Below are 21,907 nucleotides of genomic sequence, written 5' to 3'. Positions count from 1 at the left end.
GCATTCGTAGGGAACGACCACGTCGGCAGGGGGTTCGGCAGTCGCAGGAGGTACCTTCACAGCATGTCCACTCCACCCACCGCAGCGCCGGGAAGACCGTTCGGGCGCGTGCTCACCGCGATGGCCACCCCCTTCGACGCCGACGGCGCGCTGGACCTGAAGCGGGCACAGGAGCTGGCCGAACACCTCGTGGAACTGGGCAACGACGGTCTCGTCGTGAACGGCACGACCGGCGAGAGCCCCACGACGACCGACGCCGAAAAGGCCGAGCTGGTCCGCGCCGTCGTCGAAGCCGTCGGTGACCGCGCGACGATCGTCGCCGGGGCCGGCACGAACAACACCGCGCACAGCATCGAGCAGGCGAAGCAGGCCGAAGCGGCGGGCGCCCACGGCATCCTCGTCGTCACGCCCTACTACTCGCGGCCCAGCCAGGCCGGGCTCTACGCGCACTTCACCACGGTCGCCGACACCACCGGCCTGCCGGTGATGCTCTACGACATCCCGCCGCGCTCGATCGTCCCCATCGAGGTCGACACGCTGCTGCGGCTCGCCGAGCATCCGCGCATCCTCGCGGTCAAGGACGCCAAGGGCGATCTGATCGCCGGCTCCGAGGTCATCGCGAACTCGCAGCTCGCCTACTACTCCGGTGACGACGGCCTCAACCTGCCGTGGGTCTCGGTCGGCGGCGCGGGCGTGGTCAGCGTGATCGGGCACGTCGTGGCGGGCCGCATCCGTGGCATGATGGACGCCTACGAATCCGGCGACACCTCCACCGCGCGCACCAACCACCGCGGCATGCTGCCGGTCCTGCGGGCGATGTCCCGTGTCGGCGGCGTCGCCTTCTCGAAGGCGGCCCTGCGGCTGCGCGGTTTCGACATCGGCGACCCGCGGCTGCCCATCGTGGCCGCGAGCGAAGACCAGCTCCAGGCGATTTCCGCCGATCTCGCCCAGGGGGGCGTGCCGCTCGGCGACAGTGATGCCAGTGACTGGCATGGTGCACGAGTGGCACAAGCAGATTCAGCGGCGGCCTATACGGCGCCGACCTCACACACCAGCGTAGGGACCATGCCTCGGTGAGTTCATTGCCAACCGGACCCGGACCGACCACCCCGCCGCCGGCGCTGCCCGAAGGCGCCTTGCGCGTGGTCGCGCTCGGCGGGATCGGCGAAGTCGGCCGCAACATGACCGTCTTCGAATTCGGCGGCCGTCTGCTGATCGTCGACTGCGGGGTCCTCTTCCCCGAAGACGACCAGCCCGGCGTCGACCTGATCCTGCCCGACTTCCGCGCCATCGAAGACCGGCTCGAGGACATCGACGGCCTCGTCCTCACCCACGGGCACGAGGACCACATCGGCGCCGTCCCGTTCCTGCTGCGGCTCGTCCCTGACCTGAAGATCTACGGATCCCGGTTCACTAACGCGCTGCTCGCGGCCAAGGCCAAGGAGCACCGTCAGCGGCCGAACCTGATCGAGGTCCGCGAGGGTGAGCGCCGCAAGGTCGGCGCGTTCGACCTCGAGTTCTTCGCGGTCAACCACTCGATCCCGGACGCGCTCGCGGTGGCCATCCGCACCCCCGCGGGGGTCGTGCTGCACACCGGTGACATCAAGCTCGACCAGCTCCCGCTCGACGGCAGGCTGACCGACCTCGCCGGGTTCTCCCGGCTCGGCGACGAGGGCGTGGACCTGTTCTGCGTCGACTCGACCAACGCCGAGGTGCCGGGGTTCGTCATGCCGGAACGCGACATCGGCCCGGTGCTCGACGACGTCGTCCGCAAGGTCGGCCAGCGCGTCATCGTCGCCTGCTTCGCGAGCCACGTGCACCGCGTCCAGCAGGTGCTCGACGCCGCCGTGCGGCACGGCCGCCGGGTCGCCTTCGTCGGCCGGTCGATGGTCCGCAACATGGGCATCGCCGCCGACCTCGGCCTGCTGAACGTGCCCGACGGCCTGCTGGTCAACCTCGACCAGGCCAGCGACCTGCCCGAGAGCAAGGTGCTGTTCGTGTCGACCGGTTCGCAGGGCGAGCCGCTTTCGGCGCTGTCGCGGATGGCGCGTGGCGAGCACCGGCAGATCTCGATCCGCGCCGGTGACACCGTCGTCCTGGCCAGCTCGATGATCCCCGGCAACGAGACGGCCGTCTTCGGCGTCGTCAACGGCCTCACCCGGCTCGGCGCGAACGTCGTGCACCAGGGCAACGCCAAGGTGCACGTGTCCGGGCACGCGTCGGCGGGCGAGCTGCTGTACCTGTACAACGCGGTGCGCCCCAGCAACGTCATGCCGGTGCACGGCGAGTGGAAGCATCTGCGGGCCAACGGCGAGCTGGCCGTCCGCACCGGCGTCGCGCCGGAGAACGTGGTCATCGCCGAAGACGGGGTCGTGGTCGACCTCGTCGACGGCAAGGCTTCGCGGACCGGCCGGGTCGAGGTCGGGCACGTGTACGTCGACGGCCTCTCGGTCGGCGACGTCGGCGAGTCGACGCTGTCCGACAGGCTCGTGCTCGGCGAGGGTGGCTTCATCGCCATCACGGTCGCCGTGGACACCAGCACCGGCCGGGCGGTCACCCGTCCGACGGTGTCCGGTCGCGGGTTCTCCGACGATCCGAAGGCGCTCGACGCCGTGCTCCCGATGGTGGAGATGGAACTCGCGAGGACCGAAGCCGAGGGCATCACCGACACGCACCGCATCGCGCAGGCCGTGCGCCGCGTCGTCGGCCGCTGGGTCGCCGACACCTACCGGCGCCGTCCGATGATCGTGCCGACGGTCATCCCCGTCTAGCCCGAACGCGTCTGAAGGCCCTCTTACTCAGTCGAGTGAGGGGGCCTTCACGCGCATAATCACCGCATGATGGTGGGGGTGTACGTCGTGGCGGCGCTGGCGGGTGTCGCACTGGGCGTGGGCGCGGTCTATGTGGGCCTGATCTGGATCGAAGGGGCCCGGCGTGACCGGCGGCTGCGGCCCGAGCGAATGGTTCAGGCGCGGCAACAGGATCACTGGCGACGCCTTGCCGAGATGCTGGACGGCTTCGCCGCGATGCTGGACAGCGAGGACGCCGCCGAGCGCCTCGCGGGCCTCGGGGAGCTGGAGCGGTGCGGGCGCGAGAACCCCGACGTGCGGGAAGACGTCATCGAGCTGACGTGCGCTTACCTGCGCAGGCCCTTCCGTCACCCGGTCGAAGACGAGGAAGAGTTCGAGATCCGGCGCGCCGCGCAGGGCCTGCTCACCCGGCATCTCCGGCGGTCCGGGGGCGCCGAGTACTGGGAGGTCGAGGAACTGGAACTCCGAGACGCGGTGCTCGTCGAGCCGGACTTCGAGGAGTGCGATCTCAGCGACGCCGACTTCCGGGACGGCGTGGTCGTCGGCGGGAACTTCCGGCGTGCCAGGTTCTGGCGCTTCGCGAATTTCGACCGGGCCTGGTTCACCGGCGACACCGACTTCCGAGCGGCGGTCTTCCCCGAGGTCGCCAGTTTCAGCGGTGCGATGTTCAGCGGGACGACCACCTTCGCCGAGGCCGAGTTCAAGCACCGGGCGGACTTCTCCGACGCGCGGGTGGAGCAGCCCGGCGCCGCGCACTCCTGGCCGTCACCCTGGCGTCCTTGGGTCACCTCGCCGGTCGCGCAAGCGCGGCTCATCCCGATGAAGGCCGACCGGCGGCCGCCGTCAGCAGCAGAGCGAAGGCGATCATGACCGCCTGACCGAAGAGGGCGTTGCGGGCTTTGCGCTGTTCCGCACGAGTGGGCCGGTTCATCACGGATTCCCCCGGTTTCGAGTGCTTTCCTTACCGGGCAAGTGTTCCGTGACCCGCGCCGGGGCACCTCCCGCCTTGGTGGGGTCCTTCTACGACGAAAGTCGCAGCCTTCCCCTAGGGGTGCGGGCGGCGTACCCTCGGACGCTCCTCGAGCCCCATGCCGGGAGAGCCGATGGGACGCCACACCACCGCCCGGACCCGAAGACGGATGCTGCTCCCGCTGCTGGCGCTCGCGCTGGCGGCCGTGCTCGGCACGGCCACCTGGGTGGCCGTGGCCCTGGCCCGGTCCGATCCCGGCTGCGAGCCCGTGCGGGTGGCCGTCGCCGCGTCGCCGGACATCGCCCCCGCCGTCACCCAGACCGCAAAGGACCTCGGGCTCGCCTGCGTCGTGTTCGACGTCCAGTCCAGGGATTCCCTCCAGGTGGCGGGGGAACTGCCCGGAACGACGCCCCGGTTCCAAGCCTGGATCCCGTCCTCGACGCTGTTCCTGCGGCGTGCCGACGGGTCTCCCGTCTCCGGGCCGTCGGTGGCCAGTTCACCGGTGGTGCTCGCGGTCCAGGAGCCGGTCGCGAAAGCGCTCGGCTGGCCCGGCAAATCGCTGACCTGGGCGGATGTGCTCGGCAGTGCCGGGATCGCCGCCGGGATGCCGGATCCCGTGCGTGACCCCGTCGGTGTTTCCGCGCTGCTGGCGCTCCGCGACGTCGCGAAGGACTCCGTGGATCCCGCCGCCGCGTACGTGGCCCTGCTCCGGAAGTTCTCCGCCGGGGCCTCGCCGACGGTGTACCCGGCGTCGGAGAACGCGGTGCTGCGGCACAACTCCGAGCTCTCCGGGGGCGAGGTCGCGCTGGTGGCCGCGTACTCACCGGCTGCCCTGTCGCTCGACTACCCGTTCGTCGAGCTCGCGGGCGCGACCCCGCAGCAGGGCAGGGCCGTCGCGGAACTGAAACGTGCCCTGCTCTACGGCTCCGCGACCAGCACGCAGTCCGGGCTTCGCGGTTCGGGCGGGCAAGCGTTGCGGCTGCCCGAAACCGATCGGCGCGTCGAGGCGCAAGGGCAGCGCAGCGCCGAGATCCCGGCCGCGGTCGAGGTCGACAAAGCGCTCAGCGCGTGGGCCGGGGTGACCGCGAGCGCACGGGTCCAGGTGCTCATCGACGTTTCCGGTTCGATGAGCGCGCCGGTCCCCGGCACCGGCAAGTCCCGGCTGCGGATCACGCTGGAAGCGGCGGAGAACGCCCTGCACTTGTTCAAACCCGCGTCACAGATCCGTTTCCTGGCTTTCGCGACCAAAGTGGACGGTGAGCGTGACTACCGGGAGATCCTGCCGATGGCGCCGGTCGGGCAGCAGCTGAAGGCGGTGGACCGGTTGCGCGCGGTCCGCGCCGTCCCGGACGGGCAGACCGGGCTCTACGACAGCGTCCTCGACGTCTATCGGCTGGCGCGCAAGGAATGGGAGCAGGGGAAGCTGAACCTGGTCATCGTGATGACCGACGGCCGCGACACCGATCCCGACGGCATCGGCCGCGAGAAACTGATGGCCGAACTGGGAAAGCTGCGCGACCCGGAGCGCCCGCTGCCGTTGATCGCCATCGGGATCGGCCCGGAAGCCGACGAGACCGAACTCGCGCAGCTCGTCGCGCCGTCCGGTGGCCAGACCTTCCTCAGCCGCGATCCCGCGAAGATCGGAGAGGTGTTTTACGGGGCACTCGGCCGGATCGCCGGCGCTGGATGAAATAGACGCCGAGGATCACCGCCAGGCTGATCAGGCTCAGGTACAGCTGGGCGCGCGTGTCCGAGTCCACGAACAGCATCGACGCGACCACGGCCAGCGTCCCGGCGAGGGTGAGCCAGCTCAGCCAGGGGTAGCCCCACATGCGCAGCTTCAGCCGTTCCGGCGCTTCGGCCTCCAGGCGGCGTCGCATCCGCAGCTGCGAGCCCGCGATGATCGCGTAGACGAACAACGCGACCGCCCCGGCGGAGTTGATGATGAAGTAGAAGATCTTGTCCGGTGATACGAAATTCATCACCACGGCCACGTAACCGACCGAAGTCGACACCAGGATCGCCTTCCACGGCACGCCGCGCCGGTTCGTGTCCGCGATCCACTTCGGTGCCCAGCCGTTGCCGTGCAACGCGAACAGCATGCGGGAAGCGGTGTACAGCCCCGAGTTCAGCACGGACAACACGGCCGTCAGCACCACCGCGCTGACGATCGTTTCGGCGGCGGGGATGCCGAACCGGCCGAACGCGGCGGCGAACGGGCTGGTCGTGGTCGGGATGTCACGCCAGCCCGTGATCATCACCAGCAGGGTCACGGATCCGACGTAGAACACGATGACCCGCCAGACGATCGACGAGGTCGCCTTGCGTACGGCCGTTTCGGGCTCCCGCGATTCGGCGGCGGCGATGGTGACGATCTCCGCACCGAAATAGGAGAAGATCACGATCACCACGCCGTGCACCACCGAGAACGGGCCGTTGGCGAGGAAACCGTCCTGCGCGATGGTGCCGACCGAGAACGATCCGCCGGGCCAGGCCCCGAGCACGAACAGGATGCCCACCACGAGGAACACCACGATCGTGGCGATCTTGACCGACGCGAGCCAGAACTCCGTCTCCCCGAACGAACGGGCCGAGGCGAGGTTGGTCGCGGTCAGCAGCAGCATCAGTACCAGCGAGAAGATCCATTGCGGGACAACGGGAATCCAGATCTGGAGGATCTTCGCGCCGGCGACGGCCTCGAACGCGACCACCCCGACCCAGAAGTACCAGTACAGCCAGCCGACGGTGAAGCCCGCCCAGCCGCCGAGGGGGGTCCGCGCGTATTCCATGAAGGAACCCTGTGACGGCGCGGCCGTCGCCATCTCGCCGAGCATCCGCATCACCAGCACGACGATCAGGCCGCCGATGGCGTAGGAGAGGACCGCCGCCGGGCCGACGGTGTGGATGACCGCGCCGCTGCCGATGAACAGGCTCGCGCCGATGATCCCGCCGAGGGCGATCATCCGGACGTGGCGTTGCCGCAGGTCCGGGCGCAGGCCCGCTCGTTCGGGGGTGGTTTCTGCGCCCATTTCGCGGTTGCCTCCTGTCGGAGTGACTGCGGATCGCGGGATTGTCGCACCGCAAGCGCGAAAGGAAAAGTGTTTGCGCAACCCCCGGTGAACAGGTCGAAAAGGACTCTGCCAACCTAGGTCCCTCCACCGCGCGTTCCGAGGAGCTCTTCGATGCCGCACGCCGTCCTCCGGTCCCTGCCCGTCGCTCTGGCCACGGCACTGGCCGCCGTCGTGCTCGCGGGCTGCTCGGACGAGGCACCCCAGGCGCAGACGGCGCCTGCCGGGTCTTCACCGATGGCGCAGCAGGCCGCCGTTCCGTTCAACGACGCCGACCTCACGTTCGCGCGGCAGGCCCTCGCACATCACCAGCAGGGCGTGGATCTGGCTTCTCTGGCGGAAACCCGTGCGGCGAACGACCAGCTGAAGGCGCTCGCGAGGCGGGTCATCGACACGCACGAGCCGGAGATCGCGCGGCTTTCCGGGCTCATCGAGTCCTGGGGACAGCCCGCGCCGGACGACCCGAACCTCGAACACGTCCAGCGCGACGGGTACCTCAGCCCGGACGACATGGCGGCACTGACCGGACTGTCCGGAAAGGACTTCGACCGCCAGTTCGTCACGCGGCTGCTTCGCCAGCGCGAGGCGGGCGTCCGCATCGCCGACGCCGAAACCCAGCACGGCCGCAACCCCGACGCGCGCGACCTCGCCGCGACGACGTCACGTTCGCAGCAGCAGGAGATCAGCGACCTACGGGGCCTCCAGCACGGTTGAGTCCGTCTGGACCACGTTCGTGGTCAGCTGGACGATGTACGCGCCGGTCAGCAGTACCACCGCGCCCGCGGCCTGGATCCAGCTGAGCGCCTCGCCGAGCAGCAGCCAGGCGGCCGCCGCCGCGATCAGCGGCTCCACCAGCCCCACGACGCTCGCCACCGACGCCGGAAGGTGACGCAGCGCCGCCATGCCCGTCGCGTACGCGATGACGGTCGCGATCAGCACCAGCGCGACCAGCAGCGACCACACCGGCGGCCGCCACGGCCCGAACGTCGTCGCGTCGCCGAGGACGCCCCACGGAATCGTCCACGGCGGGGCGACCGCGCAGACCAGGACCGCGCCGATCGTCATCCCCCAGGTGACCATGCCGAGCGGATCCCGGTCCGCGACGCCACGCTCCCCGAGCAGGAAGTAGCCCGCCGAGCAGAAGGCCGCGCCCAGCCCGGCGAGCAGCCCGACGACGTCCAGGCTGAGTCCTTCCCAGACCTGAGCGACCAGGACGAGCCCGGTCATCGCCAGCGCGATCCCCGCCCACATCGCCTTCGGCAACCGCACCCGCCGCACGAACCGCACCCACAGCGCGATCAGCACCGGCGAGGTGAACTCGAGCAGGATCGCGATCCCGACCGGGATCCGGCCCGCCGCGAGGAAGTACATGAGCTGGACACCGGCCACGCCGAGCGAGCCGTACGCCAGCAGCAACGGCCATTCGCGTTTCGTCACCTTGAGCAGGTTCGGCCGGAAGACCGCGACGAGCGCGAGCAGGACGATCGCCGACAGTCCGATGCGGATCGCCGCGACCTGCTCCGGTGACAGGCCCGCCTGCATCGCCGGTTTGCCCAGCACGCCCGAGGTTCCGAAGAAGAGCGCGGCGAGCAGGATCAGCGTGATACCCCGGCCGCGATGCGCGACGTGCGGGGCGGGGGCGGCGGCGAGTTCGGCGGTCACCGCCGGAGGCTAGACGCCGACCCCCCACAAGGCGACCGCTTTTTCCCAGCCACTGGCCCTGGCCGGATGCCCCGAGCGCCACGCTCGGGACGCTGGGCGTCTCAAGCGTGGCGCTCGGGGCGTTCCCGGTGCCCGCGTCAGTAGCTCAGTAGGTCAGTAGGAGGTGCCGCCGTCGGTCCAGTTGGTCTGGGTGAAGTCCTCGTCGTCGACGGGGGCACGCCGTGGCCTGCGGGCGGGCGCCGGTTCCGGGGGAGCGGCGACGGGGTGCTCGGGTTCGGCGGCTTCGAGCGCCTCGGGTTCGGGGGTGCCGTTCGGCCAGACGCACGGCGAGGTCGCGCCGACGTAGAACTTGCCGAGATCGTTCGCCTGGACGGACATGTCGAAGGCGTCCACGTTGCTCCGGACGAACACGTACTGATCCTTCGGCCGCGAATCGGTCAGGACGGTGAAGTCGTGAGCCGACCACCACTGGACGACGGCGTCGAAGTACTCCGCGAACCGCGCCGGTTCGAGACCGGCCACCTCATAGGTCGAGGAAATCTCGAAGCGCCCGTGAGGACCGTCGTCGGTGGGGTCGGTGCATTCGGACCTGTTCCGGGTGAACGGCTTCAGCTCCGCTGTGCCGGGCAGCGCGGCGAGCACGGCTTTGAGGTATCCCTCCACCCTTTCCGTCGCCTGTTGTTCGGTGATGGTCGGTTTCACGGCGTCTCCACCTCCGGGGGAACAAGCCGACAAGAGCACGAGCAGAGCGGTCAGGAGCGGGAGTTTCACGAGGCGGGTTTCCCCGCGATGATCAGGCCGATGTTCCGCAGCGACGGGTTGTTGTCTTCCCAGTATTCGCTGTGCGCCTCCGTGCTGTACCTGCCCCATCCGTCCGTGCCCGGCGCCGAAGTGAACACCTGCCCGCCGAAGTCCGCGTCGGTCGGGTCCTGGCCGAGGATCGGGTCGTATCCGGCGATCTCGACGTTGGCCAGATTGATCATGTCGTGTTCGGCCACGGTCGCGTGCACATGCTTGCCGGTCTCGCCGGGGTCCACTCCATCGAGGTGCAGCTGGCTCACGTCGTGCGCGCCGACGCCGGGGCTCGCCACGAAGACGAGTTCGTCCGCGGCGAGACCGCCGTCGCGGGCCGCGTGGCCGACGACGGTGGTGCCGTAGCTGTGCCCCAGCACCGTGTTGTGCGAAGGCGGCCCTTGGTGTGTTTCCCTGAGCCCGTCTTGGAATCCGGCCAGTGCCGCCTTGCCGCCGTCGGCGTACTTGGCGCTCGCGGCGTCGGTGATCGCGTTCGGCGCGTCGTAGCCGAGCCAGGTGACCACGGCGGTCGACGGGGAGCCCGCGGTCGTCGCCATGGCCCACATCTTGTCGGAACGGTTGAGATCGCCGCCGATCTTGGCCAGTTCCGAGCCGGTCCCCGGCACATAGGTCGCGACATTCGCCGCCGTGTCGGGATTCCCCGCCGAAACGATCGCCTTCCCGTCGCCACTGGTGTCCAGCCCCAGCAAGAAAGCCGGCGGGTCCGACCGGTCCAGTCGCTGCTGGATGGCTTCCAGGCCCTTGAGTTTGGGATCGCCTTGGAGCCGCGCGATCTCGCTGGCGAGGACGGCGCGGTTGGCGGCATCGCGATCGGCCGCCGGGACGCCGTCGAGATTGCCGACCAGCCCCGGATTTCCCCGCAGCAGCGCGACTTTCGCGGTATCCGACAGGCTCGCCCACCAGGCCTTGTTGTCGCCGGGGGAGCCGTTCTCCGGCGGGCCGATGATCGACAGTCCGCTTTGCGCCGCTCCGGCGTCCGCGGCCTGGGCTAGGGTGCTGCCACCTTGTTCGGTGATCTCGCCGCGCAGGGCCCGGCGCAGGATGGCCGCGAAATCGGCGTCGACGTCGGTGGCGCGGCGCAGGATCTGCTCGATCCGGTCGGCGAGTTCCGCCTTCACCCGAGGTTGATCGGGCCGCGCGGGGCCTGATGGCCGGATCTCACCCCCGGCGTCGATGGTCAGGCCGTTCCGCTGCGCGAGTTCTTCGGTCTCCCGCACGTACGCGACGATCCGGTCCAGCGCGATCTGCACCTCGTGCGCGCCCCGCCGGACCGCGGCCGCCTCGGCCACCAGCCGCTCCAAAGTGGAGGTCAGCGACTTGCCCCGCGTCGACGCGGCGATGGCGGCGTCCCCGGACCAGTCCGTGAAACGGGCCATGGTCTCGACGTCGTCGTTCGCGGCGATGATCCGCGTGCAGCCGTCGTTGAGCGCGTCGGCGACCCGGCCGATCGCGGCCGGATCCCACCGGCGCACGTCACCCCAGGTGAGCATCAGACGCGAAGTTCCCGTGACGCCGCCAGCTCGTTCGAGCGGTAGCGGGCGGCCGCCTCGTCGAGTCGCGCGGCGTAGTCCGCGGTGTTCTCGGCCCAGCCCGGCACCGCACGGCCCCAGGCGTCCGCGAGCAGCCGCGCTGCTTCACCCGACACACCGCCCGGCAAACCCGCCGCGACGTCGGCGAGCGTGGCCGCCAAGGCCACCCGCCCGACGTCGTCCGAAGCCCGTTTCGCCGCGCTTGACGCGGCGCCGATCGCTTCCAGGACCACCTCGTACCCGCCGGCCATCCCGCTTCCTCCCCGTGGAGTGACGCTGTGTGACCACACTACGACGCAGGAGAAGAACGCGCGGTTCCCTTCACCCGTCCTTGAAAAGACCGTCGGCGACGTAGCGCGAGACGGTGGCGAGCCGCCGGCCCTGCAGGCGGAGGGCGTCCAGGGCGAGGTCGTCGGGTTCGGCGGATTTGCGCGAGACGAACGAACCGCCGTAGGGATTGCCCGATTCGAGTAGTCGCGGGTCGGTGTAGCCGAGCGGCAGGACGATGGCGCCCCAGTGATAGAAGATGTTGTTCGTCGCCAGCACCGTCGCTTCGAGCCCGCCATGCGCGGTGGACGCGGTGGTGAACGACGTCGCGACCTTGTTCACCAGCTTTCCCTTGGCCCACAGGCCGCCAGTACTGTCCAAAAAGGACTTCAGCTGGGCGGCGGGGCCGCCGAACCGGGTCGGGCTCCCGGCCGCGAAACCGTCGGCCCACTCCAGGTCGTCCAGCGTCGCGATCTCGTGGTGCGGCCCCGCGTCCACCCACGCCTGCCAGCGCGGATTGCTCGCCACCGCACCGGGTGGCGCGGTTTCGGGAACCGTGCGGACGCGGACTTCTGCCCCGGTCTCACGAGCGCCGTCGGCCAGCGCCGATGCCAGTTTCGCGGTGTTGCCTGTCGCGCTGTAGTAGGCGACGAGAATGCGGGTGCTCACGTACGCCGACCTTAGGCGAGCGTGAGCACCCGTCCCATGATCCGGAACTCAGTGCTTCTTCCAGGGACTGACCGTGTCGGTCGGCCGTGTCGGGTCGTGGAATCGCGGCTTGTGCAGTTCGTCGCGGCGCAGCGGCACCATGCCGTCGGTGATCGCCTGCATGATCTTGGCGTGCGCGCGGACCCCGGCGCCCGGCCGCTCCGGCTCGACGTCCGAGAGGTCCACCGGATCACCGAAGTGCACCTTGAACCGCGGGCGCCGCATGGGCGCGCTCAGCCCGGATTTGGCGAGCGGTACCAGATCGGCGGGCCCGTTGACGGTTTCCGTGCCCCAGTACACGGCTTCGTGCGCGCCCCACTGGCTGATCGGGATCACCGGGACGCCCGCCGCGAGCGCGAGCCGGGCCGCGCCGGTCTTGCCGCGCTCGGGCCACAGGCCGGGGTCGTGGCTGATCCGGCCCTCGGGATAGACGATCAGCGGGTCGCGGGTGGTCCGCAGCGCCTCGGTCGCTTCGGCGAACTGGCCGATGGCCGTCGAAGCCTCCTTGCGGTCGACCCGCAGGTGACCGCTGACCCGCAGCGCGGGGCCGATGACCGGCGCGTCGAGGATGCCGCCCGCCAGCATGAACCGCGGGTTGATGCCGATCCTTTTGCAGGCCGCCATCAGCACGAACGCGTCGAACACGCCGATGTGGTTGGCCGTCATGAGCAGGGGCCGCCGTCGCAGTTCCGCCGGGACACCGCCGGTCACGGTGAGTTTGCCGACGAAATTGACCAGCCCCCGGTCGATGTTCAGCATCGTGCGCCAGATCGCGGGGGCGCGGCGAGCCGAATTCTCATCCTGATGCAGCGCGAACATGGGTCAGAGCATGTCATGTACCGCTTTTCACCCGGATGGCCGCTCAAGCTGTGACCTGAGACGAATGTTCAGGATGTGCTCCGAGTGGCAGCCGGGGCTGGAGGGTCGAGGCGGTTACCGTGGAGACATGGCTAGCGGGTCGACGACCAGGAAGCGGAGTACGGCGCGAAGCGGCGGCAGCAAGGGGCCGGCGCGAAAGCCGCGTACCCCGGCGAAGCCCAGGTCAACGGCTGCGAGGAAGCCCGCTCCACGGCGTCCGGCGCCCCGGAAGAAGTCGTCCGGCACGTTCGCCAAGGGCGTGCGTGGCACCTGGAACCTGCTCGCGAAGGGTCTCGGCACCCTGGCGCGGACGGTGGGGCGCGGCCGCGAACTCGAACCCGAACACCGTCGCGACGGTCTCGCGCTCGGTCTCATCGCGCTGGCGCTGGTGATCGCGTTCGGCGTCTGGTGGCGGGCCGCGGGCCCGATCGGCGGCTGGGTCGAGGTAGGCGCCCGCTCGCTGCTCGGGGCCGGAGCGGTGACGCTGCCGCTCGTGCTCACCGTCGTCGCCGTCGCGCTGATGCGCTCGGAACCGGTGCCGGAGGCCCGGCCGCGGATGGTCATCGGCACCATCCTGGTCATCCTGGCCGTGCTCGGCATGCTGCACATCTTCACCGCGCTGCCCGAGACCAACGACGGCCGGATGTACGCGGGCGGGGTGATCGGCGCGTTCTCCGGCGGCCTGCTGACCATGGGCGTCACGACGTGGGTCGCCGTGCCGCTGCTGGTCCTGGCGCTGCTGTTCGGCACGCTCGTGTTCACCGGGACCCCGGTCCGCGAGATCCCGCACCGGCTGCGCAACTGGGGTCTCGACCCCGAAGAGATCGAAGAGGCCGAGGCCGAGCGCCAGGCCATCCACGAGGAACGCAACGCCGTCACCGAGGCCGATCCGAAGTCGGTCCGGCTGCGGAAACCGTCGCGGCGCCGCCAGGCCTCGGGTGACCACGAAGGCGAGCAGCTCGACATCGAGGCGGCTCTGGCCGAAGCGCCGACGCCGCTGCGCCCGCCGAAGGCCGTGCCCAAGCCTGTCGAGGAGAAGAAGCCGAAGAAGGCCGAGGCGCCGCTCTCGGTCACCAGGACCGTCGAAGGCGACTACAAGCTCCCGTCGCCGGACCTGCTGAAGCTCGGCGACGCGCCGAAGTCCCGCAGCAAGGCCAACGACGCCATGATCGAGGCGATCACCGGCGTGCTGGAGCAGTTCAACGTCGACGCGCAGGTCACCGGCTTCACCCGCGGCCCGACGGTCACGCGGTACGAGGTCGAACTCGGCCCCGGCGTGAAGGTCGAGAAGATCACCGCGCTGACCAAGAACATCGCCTACGCGGTGGCGACCGACAACGTCCGGCTGCTGGCGCCGATCCCCGGCAAATCCGCGGTCGGCATCGAGGTGCCGAACTCGGACCGCGAGATGGTGCGCCTCGGCGACGTCCTGCGCGCGCCGTCGACGGTCAAGGACAACCACCCGATGGTCATCGGGCTCGGCAAGGACATCGAAGGCCATTTCGTCACCGCGAACCTGACGAAGATGCCGCACCTGCTGGTCGCGGGGTCCACCGGTTCCGGTAAGTCGAGCTTCGTGAACTCGATGCTGGTGTCGCTGCTCGCGCGGTCGACGCCGGACGAGTGCCGGATGATCCTGATCGACCCGAAAATGGTCGAGCTGACCCCGTACGAAGGCATCCCGCACCTGATCACGCCCATCATCACCCAGCCGAAGAAGGCCGCCGCCGCGCTGGCCTGGCTGGTGGAGGAGATGGAGCAGCGGTATCAGGACATGCAGGTCAACAAGGTCCGGCACATCGACGACTACAACAAGAAGGTGCGTTCCGGCGAGATCACCGCGCCGCCCGGCAGCGAACGCGTGTACTCGCCGTACCCGTACATCATGGCGATCGTCGACGAGCTCGCCGACCTGATGATGACCGCCCCGCGCGACGTCGAGGACGCGATCGTCCGGATCACCCAGAAGGCGCGTGCCGCCGGTATCCACCTGGTCCTGGCGACCCAGCGCCCGTCGGTCGACGTCGTGACCGGCCTGATCAAGACCAACGTGCCGTCGCGGCTGGCGTTCGCGACCTCCTCGCTCACCGACTCGCGGGTCATCCTCGACCAGCCCGGAGCGGAGAAGCTCATCGGTATGGGTGACGCCCTGTACCTGCCGATGGGCGCCGGGAAACCGGTCCGTATCCAGGGCGCCTTCGTCGGCGACGAAGAGATCGCCGCGGTGGTGAACTTCGCCAAGGAACAGGCGCAGCCGGACTACACCGACGGCGTCACCGCGGCCAAGGCGGGCGAGAAGAAGGAGATCGACTCCGACATCGGCGACGACCTCGACGTGCTGTTGCAGGCCGCCGAACTGATCGTCACCTCGCAGTTCGGCTCGACGTCGATGCTGCAGCGGAAGCTGCGGGTCGGCTTCGCCAAGGCCGGGCGCCTGATGGACCTGCTGGAAAGCCGGGGCGTCGTCGGGCCGTCCGAGGGGTCGAAGGCGCGGGACGTGCTGATCAAGCCGGAGGAACTGGAGTCGGTGCTGTTCATGATCCGCGGTGGCGGGGATGCGAACGGCGGGGACGTCTCCGACGACTGAGTCTCACCCTCTTGAGTGGCGAGGCTGGTTGGGGCGGACCGGTATTTGCCTAATCTTCCCCGCTCGACCGCGCCGCCATCCGGTACAGGCTTCACTCGGCACCGAGACCGAGCGTGGAGGATTCAGGACGTTCAACGTCCCAAATCCTCCACACTCGACCGCCAGTCGCACCAATGGGCAGGTAAATCCGGGTCCGTCGGAACCGTCCTCACCACTCACGAGGAACCTCAAGAACCGATGCAACGGACCGGGGCCTCCGTTACGTCCTGACTCCGTGGACCCCAAGAAGCTGCTCGTCGTCCTCTGCGCCCTGGTCGGCTTCGCCTGTGGAGCCGGCAGTTCCGCCGCGCGTGAACAACCCGTGGCGACCCAGCCCACGCTGGTCCGGCCCGCGCCTGCGCAACAGCCGGTGCAGAGGCCTCAAAGCACTGTCGAGCTGGGGGAGACCGTCGTCCTCAAGGCCGGCGACACGACCGAGGTCGCGTCGAAGGACGTCAGTATCCGCTTCGCCCGGCTGGTGTCCGATTCCCGCTGTGCCGAGGGAATGGTCTGTGTCTGGGAAGGGGAGGCCGTGATCGAGCTGACCCTGGCCGAACCGGGACGCGGCGAGCGGACGACGGCGGAAGTCGCCTCCACCGGCCGGGGTGGCAGGCAGTCCGTCGAGTTCGCCGCCTGCCGGGTCGACCTGGTCGCCGTGAGTTCGGGGGGCGACCAGGTCACCCTGCGGGTGTCCAAAGCCTAAAGCGCGTTACCCCAGCCATCGAGATACGCGACTTCGGACAGCGGCACCCGCGACGCGGGCTTGAAGTCCGCCACCGTCGTGTACGCGACCGGCAGCAGCCCGACCTGCGTGACATCGGCGGGGATGCCGAGGATCTCGGCCGCTTCCGCCTCGTGCGTCAGGTGATACGTCGTGAGGGTCGAGTGCCGCCTTTCAGTGCCGCGCCGTCAGGAAGCGGTCGATCAGCTCGCTGATCGGTTCGACGTCCTCTTCCAGCGCGAAGTGCCCGGTGTCGAAGAAGTGAACCTCCGCCGAGGGAACATCATCCCGGAACGCCTCGGCCCCCGCCGGGAGGAAGAACTTGTCGTTGCGGCCCCAGACGGCGAGTACGGGCGGCTGGGTTTCCCGCAGCCATGCCTGGAACTTCGGGTACACGGGCGGGTTGTTCCGGTAGTCCCACAGGAGGTCCTGCATGGCCTCCGCCCGGCCGGGACGATCGAGGAAGTACTTGTCCAGCAGGTAGTTCGACGGATCGATGGTCTCCGGATCGCGGGCGCCCTCGGTGTACTGCCACTTGACCTGCTCCAGTCTGAGGATCTCCGCGAACCCGCGCTTCGCCTCGGCTTCGTCGGTCAGGTTCGCGAAGTCGGGCATCGCGGGCCCGAGCCCTTCGACGTAGGCGTTGCCGTTCTGCGTGATCAGCGCTGTGACCTGGTGCGGCCGTGAGACGGCCAGCCGCAGGCCCGCCGGAGCGCCGAAATCGAAGACGTAGAGCGCGTACCTGCGCAGTTCCAGCGCGTCGACGAAGTCGCCGAGCACCTCCGCGAGCCGGTCGAAGGTGAACGTGAACCCCTCGGGTGTGACGGTCTCGCCGAAGCCGGGCAGGTCCGGCGCGACGAGCCGCCACCGCCCGGCGAGGCGGCGCATCAGCCGTGTGAACTGGTGCGACGACGTCGGGAAGCCGTGCAGCAGGAGCAAGACGGGCGCGCCAGGATCGCCGGCCTCGCGATAGAAGACCTCGACGTCGCCGAGCTGGACGGAACGGTGCCGGATGGTCGCCATGAACGCTCCTAATGGTTAGAACTGTCTTGAACCATTAGTACCTGATAGTGTCAAGGCATGCTCGATCTGGACTCGCTCCCCGGTGACGATCTCGCGGTGAACCTCGCCGACACCGTCCTGCTGGCCGTCTCGCCGTCGATCGACCTGCTCGACGACGGTCACGCGAGGTTCTGGTCGGCACAGGCGTCTCTGCTGCCCGAAGGCGCCCGGCCGCCGTCGGTCGAGCAGACGAGGCGGCTGCGGTCGGCGGTGCGTGAGGTGCTGGAGGCGGCCGTGGCCGCGCGGGAGCCCGAGGCGTGGGCGGTCGAGCGGGTCAACGCGGCCGCGGCCGCCGTCCCGGTCAGTCCGCGGCTCACCGCACGGGGAGCCGAGACGATCTGGCACGGCGAGGACGGCGGCGAGATCGCGCTCGCCGCCGTGGCGGTGGCCGCGATCGACCTCGTGTCCGGACCGCGTGCCGCCCGGCTGCGGCGATGCGGCGCGCACGACTGCTCGATGCTGTTCGTGGCGGCCAACAGCAGGCGGGTCTGGTGCACGCCGTCGCTGTGCGGTAACCGGGTCCGGGTCGCCCGCCACGCGAAGAAGGCCTAGAGCTCCAGCAGCATCCGGCTGTTGCCCAGCGTGTTCGGCTTCACGTACGGCAGGTCGAGGAACTCCGCGACCCCAGGATCGGCCGAGCGCCGCATCTCCTCGTAGACCTCCTGGGTCACCGGCGTGCCGTCGATCTCGACGAAACCGTGACCCGCGAAGAAATGGGTTTCGAAGGTCAGCACGAACAGCCGCTTCAGCCCGATCTCGCGGGCGAAGTCGATCAGCTGCCCCACCAGCGCGTGCCCGATGCCGCGGCCGCGGGAGTCCTTGTCGACCGCGATGGTGCGCAGCTCGGCGATGTCCTCCCACAGCACGTGGAGCGCGCCGCAGCCGAGCACGTCGTCACCGTCTTCGACCACCCAGAACTCCTGGACGTTCTCGTAGAGGGTGACGAGGTCCTTCTCCAGCAGCACCGTCCCCGCGTCGGAGTCGACCAGCGCCTTGATCTTGCGGACGTCCGCGATCCGGGCGTGGCGAACGGCGGGGCGGCGGTGGAGGAGCGGGTCTGACGGCACGTCCACCATTAAGCCATCCCCGTGGCCCGGCCCGGTCGAGGGCTCGCCCGAGCGAGCGATCGGCGACCCCGCGAACAGGCCAGCTACCCTAAGGCACGTGCCTTCTCCCACCACAGATCCTGTCGCCACTCGCCGCGTGTCCTTGCTGACCCTCGGTTGCGCCCGCAACGAGGTCGATTCCGAGGAACTCGCCGGACGGCTGGCGGCGGGCGGCTGGGAGCTCGCCGCCGAGCCCGAGGACTCCGACGTCGTGGTCGTCAACACCTGCGGCTTCGTCGAGTCCGCCAAGAAGGATTCGGTCGACACGCTGCTCGCGGCGTCCGACACCGGCAAGAAGGTCGTCGCCGTCGGCTGCATGGCGGAGCGCTACGGCAACGAGCTGGCCGAGAGCCTGCCCGAGGCCGACGCGGTCCTGGGTTTCGATCACTACGCCGACCTCGCCGAGCGCCTCGACGACGTCGTGGCGGGCCGCAAGGTCGAGTCCCACACGCCGTCCGACCGCCGCAAGCTGCTGCCGATCAGCCCGGTCCAGCGCCCGACCGCCGCCGAGTCGGTCGAGGTGCCGGGGCACGCGCAGCACGGCTGGGGCCCGCGCGTGCTGCGGACCCGGCTCGACACCTCCCCGGTGGCCGCGCTGAAGATCGCCTCCGGCTGCGACCGCCGCTGTTCGTTCTGCGCGATCCCGTCGTTCCGGGGTTCCTTCGTGTCCCGGCAGCCGGACGAGATCGTCGCCGAGGCGATGTGGCTCGCGGAGAACGGCGTCAAGGAGGTCTTCCTCGTCTCGGAGAACTCCACCTCCTACGGCAAGGACTTCGGCCGTGACGGCGCCCGCGCGCTGGAGCTGCTGGTCCCGCGTCTGGCCGCGGTGCCGGGCATCGAGCGCGTCCGCGTCTCCTACCTGCAGCCCGCCGAGACGCGTCCTGGCCTGGTCAAGGCCATCGCGACCACGCCGGGCGTCGCCGACTACTTCGACCTGTCCTTCCAGCACTCCAGCGAGACCGTGCTGCGCCGCATGCGCCGCTTCGGCTCCACGGACTCGTTCCTCGCGCTGTGCGACCAGATCCGCGAGTACTCGCCGAACGCCGGCATCCGCACCAACGTCATCGTCGGGTTCCCCGGCGAGACCGAAGAGGACGTCGCCGAGCTGGAGCGCTTCCTGAACGGCGCCCGGCTGGACGCGGTGGGCGTGTTCGGCTACTCGGACGAGGACGGCACCGAGGCCGAGACCTTCGACGGCAAACTCGACGAGTCCGTGGTGAACGAGCGGGTGGCGCGGATCTCCGCGCTGGTCGAGGAGCTGACCTCGCAGCGGGCCGAGGACCGCATCGGCGACTTCGTCGACGTCCTGATCGAGCAGGCCGAGGACGGCGAGGACCCGATCGGCCGCGCCGCGCACCAGGCCCCCGAGGTCGACGGTGAATGTGTCCTGATCGAGACGGACGACCTGCCCTCGCTGGCGGTGGGTGACTTCGTGCGCTGCGAGGTCGTCGACTCCGAGGGTGTCGACCTGATCGTGCGGCCCGCGCCGCCCGAGGCCGACCGGTGAATGCCGCCCCGAGCGACGCCGGGGCCGGTGAGGGGACGGGCGGTGAGCACGCACGGGTACCCGAGGCCACTCCGGTCCCGACCCTGAACCTGGCGAACCTGCTCACGATGTCGCGGCTGGTGCTGGTGCCGCTGTTCGTGATGGCGCTGTTCACCGGCGACGGGGCGGACACCTTCTGGCGCGCGGTCGCCACCGCGCTGTTCGCGATCGCGTCGTTCACCGACCAGGTCGACGGCTGGGTCGCGCGCAAGTACGGGCTGATCACCGACTTCGGCAAGATCGCCGACCCGATCGCGGACAAGGCGCTGATCGGGGCCGCGCTGATCGGGCTGAGCGTGCTCGGCGAACTGGGCTGGTGGGTCACCATCGTCATCGCGGTCCGCGAGATCGGCGTGACGCTGCTGCGGTTCTGGGTGATCCGGCACGGCGTCATCCCGGCCAGCCGGGGCGGCAAGGCCAAGACGCTCGCGCAGATCGCGGCGATCACCGCGTACCTGCTGCCCCTGCCCGTCTCCGCCGAGCCGGTGCGGTGGGTTCTGATGGGTCTCGCGCTCGTGCTGACCGTCGTGACCGGGCTCGACTACGTCGTGCGCGCGGTCCGGCTGCGCTCCGCGGGAAGGCGTGCCGCGGGCGCATGAACGTTGAGACCTTGATCACTCACCTGATCGAGCGAAGGGAGACGGTGGCGACGGCCGAGTCGCTGACCGCCGGGCTGGTCTGCGCGACATTGACCGAGGTCCCCGGCTCGAGCGCCGTCGTCCGGGGCGGGCTGATCGTCTACGCCACCGACCTCAAGGCTTCGCTCGCCGGGGTCGACGCGGACCTCCTCGCCGCGCATGGCGCCGTCCATCCCGAGGTCGCGGCCCAGTTGGCCGCCGGCGCGCGGGACCGGTGCGGAGCCACCTGGGGCCTCGGCCTGACCGGTGTCGCGGGTCCGGCCGGACAGGACGGCGTCGCACCCGGCACCGTCCACGTCGGTCTCGCCGGGCCGGACGTGCTCACCGTCCGTACGCTGCGCTTGAGCGGCGATCGAGCCTCGGTCAGGGCAGGCGCGGTCCGCGGCGCGTTCGCCCTGCTGGGGGAACAACTCGCATGATCGCCGCGTTCGCCCTTGGCGTATTGCCGTGTCAACACCTGCGCCCAGGGCACCGCTCTGGGTAACGTAGGGGGTAGTCAGTCCTGGAAGGGAGGCGCGTGATGACCGTGCTGTTGCGCGAGGCGATCGGCGACCGGCTCCGACACGCCCGCACGAACCAGCGTCGAACGCTGCGGGACATCTCCCGCGCCGCCAGGGTGAGCCTCGGTTACCTGTCCGAGGTCGAGCGCGGGCAGAAGGAGGCGTCCAGCGAGCTGCTGGCGTCCATTTGCGATGCCCTGGACCTTCCGCTGGGTGAACTCCTGCACAAGGTCGCGGCGGATGTCTCGGCGATCGACAACGTCGAGGTCGCCCCGGTGGACGAGAAGGTCGAGGCGAGCAAGAGGCGTGCGCCGGAGCGCGAAAGCGCCGAAGCGGGTCTCGAAGGTGGCCGCCTGGTGTCCGAGCTGATCGGCAACGATCTGGCCGATCTGCGGATCTCGCCGCCGCCGCGGATGAGCCCCGCCCTGCGGACGACCATCTCCGCGCCGAAGATGGTCGCCGCTTAGCAAGCTGTGAACGCCGAGAGGCCCCAGGCAGTCCGCCTGGGGCCTCTCGGCGTTTCGCCTGGTCAGCTCGCGACGCTGTCGAACGTGCCTGCCTGGTAGGAACCACCCTTGGTATGCGTGATCACGAGCAGCCGGTTGGCGGCGTTGATCATGGCGACCAGGTAGACCAGCGCGGCGATCTGGTCGTCGTCGTAGTGCTTCCGCACCTGTGCCCAGGTCTCGTCCGAGACACCTCGGTGCGCGTCGGCGACGCGGGTGCCTTCCTCCGCGAGGGCGAGCGCGGCCTGCTCGGCCTCGGTGAACACGGTGGACTCGCGCCAGGCGGCGACCAGGTTGACGCGGACCGCGGGTTCGCCGGCGGCCGCCAGGTCCTTGGCGTGCGCGTCGACACAGAACCCGCAGCCGTTGAGCTGGCTGGCCCGCAGCGACACCAGCTCCTGGGTGACCTTCGGCAGCGTCGACCCCTTGATGGCGACGCTTGCGCCAGCGAAGCGCTTGCCGATCTTGGCGCCGAGCTCGTTGCTGTTCAGATCGAATCGGGAATCCATGACTTCGT

The 21,907-nt window shown here is 69.7% G+C and carries 22 protein-coding genes; 12 read left to right on the top strand and 10 right to left on the bottom strand.

Annotation, left to right across the window (positions count from 1 at the left end):
* Positions 1 to 63 precede the first annotated feature (63 nt).
* The 4 genes from dapA (at position 64) to AMYAL_RS0144170 (ending at position 5,470) form a co-directional block, all read left to right on the top strand.
* Positions 64 to 1,077, top strand: a complete 1,014-nt coding sequence (gene dapA, locus AMYAL_RS0144185; protein ID WP_039795012.1) for a 4-hydroxy-tetrahydrodipicolinate synthase — start codon at positions 64 to 66, stop codon at positions 1,075 to 1,077.
* Complete coding sequence (locus AMYAL_RS0144180; RefSeq protein ID WP_026467964.1) at positions 1,074 to 2,771, top strand: ribonuclease J; 1,698 nt, start codon at positions 1,074 to 1,076, stop codon at positions 2,769 to 2,771. Before dapA ends, AMYAL_RS0144180 begins: the two co-directional genes overlap by 4 nt.
* Before the next feature lie 66 nt (positions 2,772 to 2,837).
* Positions 2,838 to 3,680: a pentapeptide repeat-containing protein gene (locus AMYAL_RS0144175; RefSeq protein ID WP_020637726.1), complete on the top strand. Its 843-nt coding sequence runs from the start codon at positions 2,838 to 2,840 to the stop codon at positions 3,678 to 3,680.
* Between the two features lie 233 nt (positions 3,681 to 3,913).
* A complete protein-coding gene (locus tag AMYAL_RS0144170; RefSeq protein WP_026467963.1) occupies positions 3,914 to 5,470 on the top strand; it encodes a substrate-binding domain-containing protein in 1,557 nt (518 codons plus the stop codon).
* On the opposite strand, the gene AMYAL_RS0144165 is transcribed toward AMYAL_RS0144170, so the two are convergent.
* Positions 5,400 to 6,809 carry an amino acid permease gene (locus tag AMYAL_RS0144165; protein WP_020637724.1) on the bottom strand — a complete coding sequence of 470 codons (1,410 nt, stop codon included), beginning with the start codon at positions 6,807 to 6,809 and terminating at the stop codon, positions 5,400 to 5,402. The two genes, AMYAL_RS0144170 and AMYAL_RS0144165, sit on opposite strands and share 71 nt — an antisense overlap.
* 153 nt (positions 6,810 to 6,962) lie before the next feature.
* On the opposite strand from AMYAL_RS0144165, the gene AMYAL_RS0144160 reads away from it, so the two are divergent.
* A complete protein-coding gene (locus tag AMYAL_RS0144160; protein ID WP_020637723.1) occupies positions 6,963 to 7,562 on the top strand; it encodes a DUF305 domain-containing protein in 600 nt (199 codons plus the stop codon).
* On the opposite strand, the gene AMYAL_RS0144155 is transcribed toward AMYAL_RS0144160, so the two are convergent.
* The 6 genes from AMYAL_RS0144155 to AMYAL_RS0144130 all read right to left on the bottom strand — a co-directional run bounded on the left by AMYAL_RS0144155 (position 7,539) and on the right by AMYAL_RS0144130 (position 12,646).
* Positions 7,539 to 8,510, bottom strand: coding sequence for an EamA family transporter (locus tag AMYAL_RS0144155; protein WP_020637722.1), 972 nt, complete (start codon positions 8,508 to 8,510; stop codon positions 7,539 to 7,541). The genes AMYAL_RS0144160 and AMYAL_RS0144155 overlap by 24 nt on opposite strands.
* Before the next feature lie 153 nt (positions 8,511 to 8,663).
* Entirely contained in the window at positions 8,664 to 9,212 is a 549-nt protein-coding gene (locus tag AMYAL_RS0144150) for a hypothetical protein (RefSeq protein WP_039796126.1), read from the bottom strand.
* A gap of 65 nt (positions 9,213 to 9,277) precedes the next feature.
* Positions 9,278 to 10,813: an alpha/beta hydrolase gene (locus AMYAL_RS0144145; protein ID WP_020637720.1), complete on the bottom strand. Its 1,536-nt coding sequence runs from the start codon at positions 10,811 to 10,813 to the stop codon at positions 9,278 to 9,280.
* Positions 10,813 to 11,103, bottom strand: a complete 291-nt coding sequence (locus AMYAL_RS0144140; RefSeq protein ID WP_020637719.1) for a hypothetical protein — start codon at positions 11,101 to 11,103, stop codon at positions 10,813 to 10,815. The genes AMYAL_RS0144145 and AMYAL_RS0144140 overlap by 1 nt, the downstream gene beginning before the upstream one ends.
* Before the next feature lie 70 nt (positions 11,104 to 11,173).
* Entirely contained in the window at positions 11,174 to 11,788 is a 615-nt protein-coding gene (gene wrbA / locus AMYAL_RS0144135) for an NAD(P)H:quinone oxidoreductase (protein ID WP_020637718.1), read from the bottom strand.
* A gap of 48 nt (positions 11,789 to 11,836) precedes the next feature.
* Positions 11,837 to 12,646, bottom strand: coding sequence for a lysophospholipid acyltransferase family protein (locus tag AMYAL_RS0144130; RefSeq protein ID WP_020637717.1), 810 nt, complete (start codon positions 12,644 to 12,646; stop codon positions 11,837 to 11,839).
* 298 nt (positions 12,647 to 12,944) lie between these two features.
* On the opposite strand from AMYAL_RS0144130, the gene AMYAL_RS0144125 reads away from it, so the two are divergent.
* Both AMYAL_RS0144125 and AMYAL_RS0144120 read left to right on the top strand, forming a co-directional pair.
* Positions 12,945 to 15,272: an FtsK/SpoIIIE family DNA translocase gene (locus AMYAL_RS0144125; RefSeq protein ID WP_020637716.1), complete on the top strand. Its 2,328-nt coding sequence runs from the start codon at positions 12,945 to 12,947 to the stop codon at positions 15,270 to 15,272.
* A gap of 274 nt (positions 15,273 to 15,546) precedes the next feature.
* On the top strand, positions 15,547 to 16,014 hold the full coding sequence (locus AMYAL_RS0144120; RefSeq protein ID WP_020637715.1) for a hypothetical protein: 468 nt from the start codon (positions 15,547 to 15,549) through the stop codon (positions 16,012 to 16,014).
* Positions 16,015 to 16,206: 192 nt separating this feature from the next.
* Here AMYAL_RS0144120 and AMYAL_RS0144115 read toward each other — a convergent pair whose 3' ends face one another.
* Positions 16,207 to 17,055 (bottom strand): alpha/beta fold hydrolase, encoded by an 849-nt coding sequence (locus AMYAL_RS0144115; RefSeq protein ID WP_020637714.1) that lies wholly within the window; start codon positions 17,053 to 17,055, stop codon positions 16,207 to 16,209.
* A gap of 57 nt (positions 17,056 to 17,112) precedes the next feature.
* Between AMYAL_RS0144115 and AMYAL_RS0144110 the strand changes: the two genes are divergently transcribed.
* Positions 17,113 to 17,646 (top strand): ABATE domain-containing protein, encoded by a 534-nt coding sequence (locus tag AMYAL_RS0144110; RefSeq protein ID WP_020637713.1) that lies wholly within the window; start codon positions 17,113 to 17,115, stop codon positions 17,644 to 17,646.
* On the opposite strand, the gene AMYAL_RS0144105 is transcribed toward AMYAL_RS0144110, so the two are convergent.
* A complete protein-coding gene (locus tag AMYAL_RS0144105; protein ID WP_020637712.1) occupies positions 17,643 to 18,170 on the bottom strand; it encodes an amino-acid N-acetyltransferase in 528 nt (175 codons plus the stop codon). The two genes, AMYAL_RS0144110 and AMYAL_RS0144105, sit on opposite strands and share 4 nt — an antisense overlap.
* A gap of 88 nt (positions 18,171 to 18,258) precedes the next feature.
* Between AMYAL_RS0144105 and rimO the strand changes: the two genes are divergently transcribed.
* The 4 genes from rimO to AMYAL_RS0144085 all read left to right on the top strand — a co-directional run bounded on the left by rimO (position 18,259) and on the right by AMYAL_RS0144085 (position 21,351).
* Entirely contained in the window at positions 18,259 to 19,707 is a 1,449-nt protein-coding gene (rimO, locus tag AMYAL_RS0144100) for a 30S ribosomal protein S12 methylthiotransferase RimO (protein ID WP_026467962.1), read from the top strand.
* Positions 19,704 to 20,345, top strand: a complete 642-nt coding sequence (pgsA, locus tag AMYAL_RS0144095; RefSeq protein WP_020637710.1) for a CDP-diacylglycerol--glycerol-3-phosphate 3-phosphatidyltransferase — start codon at positions 19,704 to 19,706, stop codon at positions 20,343 to 20,345. The genes rimO and pgsA overlap by 4 nt, the downstream gene beginning before the upstream one ends.
* The gene (locus AMYAL_RS0144090; protein WP_020637709.1) at positions 20,342 to 20,803 is read left to right on the top strand and encodes a CinA family protein; all 462 of its coding nucleotides are present in this window, start codon (positions 20,342 to 20,344) and stop codon (positions 20,801 to 20,803) included. Before pgsA ends, AMYAL_RS0144090 begins: the two co-directional genes overlap by 4 nt.
* 101 nt (positions 20,804 to 20,904) lie before the next feature.
* On the top strand, positions 20,905 to 21,351 hold the full coding sequence (locus tag AMYAL_RS0144085; protein ID WP_020637708.1) for a helix-turn-helix domain-containing protein: 447 nt from the start codon (positions 20,905 to 20,907) through the stop codon (positions 21,349 to 21,351).
* A gap of 62 nt (positions 21,352 to 21,413) precedes the next feature.
* On the opposite strand, the gene AMYAL_RS0144080 is transcribed toward AMYAL_RS0144085, so the two are convergent.
* Entirely contained in the window at positions 21,414 to 21,899 is a 486-nt protein-coding gene (locus AMYAL_RS0144080) for a carboxymuconolactone decarboxylase family protein (RefSeq protein ID WP_020637707.1), read from the bottom strand.
* Positions 21,900 to 21,907 lie beyond the last annotated feature (8 nt).

The sequence above is a fragment of the Amycolatopsis alba DSM 44262 genome (assembly GCF_000384215.1).
Lineage (GTDB): Bacteria > Actinomycetota > Actinomycetes > Mycobacteriales > Pseudonocardiaceae > Amycolatopsis > Amycolatopsis alba.
This window is presented reverse-complemented; position numbering and strand designations above follow the sequence as displayed.